Source organism: uncultured Campylobacter sp. (assembly GCF_937949835.1).
Lineage (GTDB): Bacteria > Campylobacterota > Campylobacteria > Campylobacterales > Campylobacteraceae > Campylobacter_B.
On sequence record NZ_CALEDC010000453.1, the window covers coordinates 1 to 2449 of the forward strand.

Annotated in this window: 4 protein-coding genes; all 4 read left to right on the forward strand. The window is 41.5% G+C overall.

Features of this window, described 5'->3' with window-relative positions; translation table 11 throughout:
• The first annotated feature begins 319 nt into the window (after nucleotides 1-319).
• The 4 genes from Q0256_RS10030 to Q0256_RS10045 all read left to right on the forward strand — a co-directional run bounded on the left by Q0256_RS10030 (nucleotide 320) and on the right by Q0256_RS10045 (nucleotide 2385).
• Nucleotides 320-1087 (forward strand): hypothetical protein, encoded by a 768-nt coding sequence (locus Q0256_RS10030; protein WP_297962660.1) that lies wholly within the window; start codon nucleotides 320-322, stop codon nucleotides 1085-1087.
• A 269-nt stretch (nucleotides 1088-1356) separates the two neighbouring features.
• Nucleotides 1357-1935, forward strand: a complete 579-nt coding sequence (locus Q0256_RS10035; RefSeq protein WP_297962663.1) for an ABC transporter substrate-binding protein — start codon at nucleotides 1357-1359, stop codon at nucleotides 1933-1935.
• A gap of 40 nt (nucleotides 1936-1975) precedes the next feature.
• Nucleotides 1976-2191, forward strand: coding sequence for an ABC transporter substrate-binding protein (locus Q0256_RS10040; protein ID WP_297962665.1), 216 nt, complete (start codon nucleotides 1976-1978; stop codon nucleotides 2189-2191).
• A complete protein-coding gene (locus Q0256_RS10045; protein ID WP_297962667.1) occupies nucleotides 2110-2385 on the forward strand; it encodes a hypothetical protein in 276 nt (91 codons plus the stop codon). Before Q0256_RS10040 ends, Q0256_RS10045 begins: the two co-directional genes overlap by 82 nt.
• Nucleotides 2386-2449 lie beyond the last annotated feature (64 nt).

Here is a 2449-nt window from a genome sequence, read left to right on the forward strand (position 1 = left end):
AGGACTTTCGCGAACTTTGTAGTTGCCGCGCGTAGGCTGCGCTTTTAACTCGTCGCGATTTGCGCATTACGCTACGATAAGCTTTCCTGGTAAAATTTCAATTTTAGCTTGAATGCTCACTTTTTCATAAATGAAAACTTATTTTAAAATTCAGCTTCTAGTGCCTATTCGCCTGAAACAATCCTCGTTCAAAACCAAAAGATTAAATTTAATTCAAATTTTGCTCTATTTAAATTCCACTCGCGCCCTAAAATTTATCTAAATTTCAAACCCCGCAAGTATAATCCGCCTTAAAATTTTAAAAATCCAAAGGCAAAAAATGAAGCGCGATACTTTAAACGCCATAAAATTTCGCGGCATAACCTCTAGCGTTTTGGCAATCTGCACTTATCTGATCATTTGGGCTTGTTGCGAGTTTTGGCATGACGTTGAAATAAGCAAATTTTTAGGCGTTGCCGCCGTAATTGTTGCCATAATTTTCGCTTCGATGATTTTTAAACTCTCGGCAACCAAAATTATCTCTGATATCTCCGATAGTAAGGTCTTTAGGACGTATTTAATTACCTTTATTGCTCGAGTGCTTTGGACTATCATGGTTATCGCATTTTTATTGTATGCTATAAATATCACGAGCTCGGAAACTCTCAATTACTTCTTTCATAGCCACAGAGAATCTTTTGTAGATACATTCTATTCTGTTATTAGAACAACTCAAAATATAGGGTTTAGTTATCAAAATGAAGCAACGCTGATTGCCATATGGAGCAATATCTTTCTTGTTGTAATTCCAGCACTTAAAACTATTAATTACGTAGTGTTGATACTAGTGTATTATAAACTAGGCAAAGTTGCTACAAATAAGATTTTTTACTTCTGCGGAGGATTATATTTTATGTATTGGATACTTCTAAATATTATCAATGCATTCGTTAACCTTCCGAAAATGAGTAATGTAACAGTGGTATGTATCATACTTATAGCGATTTTTTTATCTGAAATTTTAGAACTTATCGCCTGGATTAGGATTAAAGGAATTTCAGGCGCAGAGCTTTGGAATAAAAGCCTATGGACGACGCCTGCAAAATAAATCAAAAAACCAATTTGAAATTACGCGCAAACCATTTAAAATTTCATAAATTTACTTACGAATTCCATATCGCACCGCAAAATTCTACGCGCAACTCATATGCACTATGTAAATTTTCAAATTCGCCCTACTTTAAAATTCCATCTTTTACCTAAAATTTATCATTAAAAATCTATAATATTTCAAAGTATATTTTCTAAACGTAGTCGCCTAAAAAGCACTAAATCCGGCGTATTAAAAAGTATATAATCTAAATTAAAGGATAGAAAATGAGTAAGTTTCACTCTTTCGCGTTAGCTCTTGCACTGTGCGCGAGTTCGCTTTTTGCAGATCGCGTCGTAACCGATCAACTAGGCCGCGATGTCACGCTGCCTGATGAAGTCAAGCGCATAGTCGTGCTTCAGCACCAAAGCCTAAACGCGCTAAATGAGCTAAACGCGCTGGATAAGGTTGTCGGGGTGCAGGAGTCGTGGGAGCGAGCGCTCGGCAAAGACTACATCCGCCTAGCACCGAGCCTAAAAGACATGCCCACACCGGGCGATCTAAAGGTCATCAACTACGAGGCAGTGCTTAAGCTAAAGCCCGACGTCGTGATCGTCACGAATTACATCCCGCAAGAATACATCGACAAAATGAGCGAGCTCAAAATCCCCGTCGTCGCCGTTAGCTTTCAGCGTAGCGATAACGCCGATAAGGGCAAGCTAAATCCGACCTTCAAAGACGATGAGGCTGCCTACACAGAGGGATTTTACGACGGGATTGAGCTTCTTGGCAAGGTCGCCAACCGCGAGAAAGAGGCCGCCGAGCTCATAAGCTTCGAAAAACTCGCAAGAGCAGCTAAAGGCTAAATTTAGCGACTTCATCATCGATAAAAGACCTAAAATTTATATGGCAAATCCCGATCTTACGACCTACGGTAGCGGCAAATACACGGGCATAATGTTTATGCGTGCAGGCGCGCAAAACGTCGCGGCAGAGAGCATCAAGGGCTACAAGCAAGTATCCGCCGAGCAAGTTTTAGCATGGGCGCCGCAGATGATCTTCGTGCAGGATCGCTACCCGCAGGTGCCGAGCTTAAATCCAACCCGCAGCTTGCAAATTTAAGCGCGGTCAAAGAGGATAAAATTTACATGATGCCCGAATACGCCAAAGCGTGGGGCTATCCGCCTGCCGAAGCTATGGCGCTTGGCGAGTGGTGGCTAGCGATGAAGCTCTATCCGGCGCACTTTGACGAGGTGGAGTTTGACAAAAAAGTGGAGGAATTTTATCAAAAATTCTACCGCACGAGCTATAAATGAAATTTTCCGCCCTGCTGCTGCTTTGGATCCTGCTATTTGCGGTTTCGCTAGGCATCGGGCAGTA